This window comes from Paenibacillus forsythiae T98 (genome assembly GCF_000520735.1).
In the GTDB taxonomy this organism is placed as follows: domain Bacteria; phylum Bacillota; class Bacilli; order Paenibacillales; family Paenibacillaceae; genus Paenibacillus_AQ; species Paenibacillus_AQ forsythiae.
Genome location: NZ_ASSC01000820.1, coordinates 1 through 978, shown reverse-complemented (window position 1 = coordinate 978; position 978 = coordinate 1). Strand labels below are relative to the sequence as shown.

Genomic DNA, 978 nt, shown 5'->3' with positions numbered 1-978 from the left:
GGAGCCGGGAGCTGGTGCGCGGAGAGGAGCCGGATGCCGGCTATTTCCGGACGCTGGAGCGCGGCGGCATTCTGCTGAACGCCTCGCAGATCGCGGCGGTGCGGCACGGCGACGGCCCGCTGCTGACGCTGGCGGGCGCCGGGTCCGGCAAGACGAGCGTATTGGTATGCCGAGTGGGCTATCTATTGTCCGTTCGCCGCGTTTCTCCCGGACGCCTGCTGCTGCTGACGTTCTCCAGCAGGGCGGCGGCGGAGATGCGGAAGCGGATTATGAAGCTTCCGGGAATCGGCGGACAGGATATTTCGGGGATGCAGGCCCGCACATTTCATTCTTTTTGTCTGTACATGCTGCGAAGACAGGGGGACATGCAGGAGATTTTCCACGAAACGCGGCGCCAGCATATTCTGCTGAAGACGATCATGCGGGAGCTGGGTTTGCCCAAAGACGCCTATCCGCCAGAAAGCCTGCTCGCCCTTCTCTCCTCCTGCAAAATGAATATGGGCGATGCGGACACCCTGCCCCAGCTTACGAATGCGGACAAGGAAATCAAGGAGATTCTGCTTCGGTACGAGCAGTGGAAACGGGACCATGGCAAAATCGATTTCGACGACGTGCTGCTGCAAGCCTACCGGATGCTGCTGGAACGGCCCGAGCTGCTCGCGGAACTGCAAAGAAAATATAAATATATTATGGTCGACGAATTTCAGGATACGAATGCGCTCCAGTATGAGCTGATCCGCATGATCGCCCGGCCGCGCGGCAATCTGATGGTCGTGGGCGACGACGATCAGACGATCTATTCATTCAACGGGGCGCGAAGCGAGTTCATTCTGGAGTTCGAGAAGCTGTACCCGGACGCCAAAGTGATTACGCTTGACATCAACTACCGTTCCGGACCCGCCATCATCGGCCTTGGCAACGGGATTATCCGGGGCAACACGCGGCGGAGGCCCAAAACGCTGCGTGCGGCGGCGCAGG

At 59.7% G+C, this 978-nt stretch carries 1 protein-coding gene; it reads left to right on the top strand.

Going from position 1 to position 978, the window contains the following annotated elements:
• The coding region (locus tag L692_RS0125095) for an ATP-dependent helicase (protein WP_025702659.1) at positions 1-978 on the top strand (978 nt) is incomplete at both ends.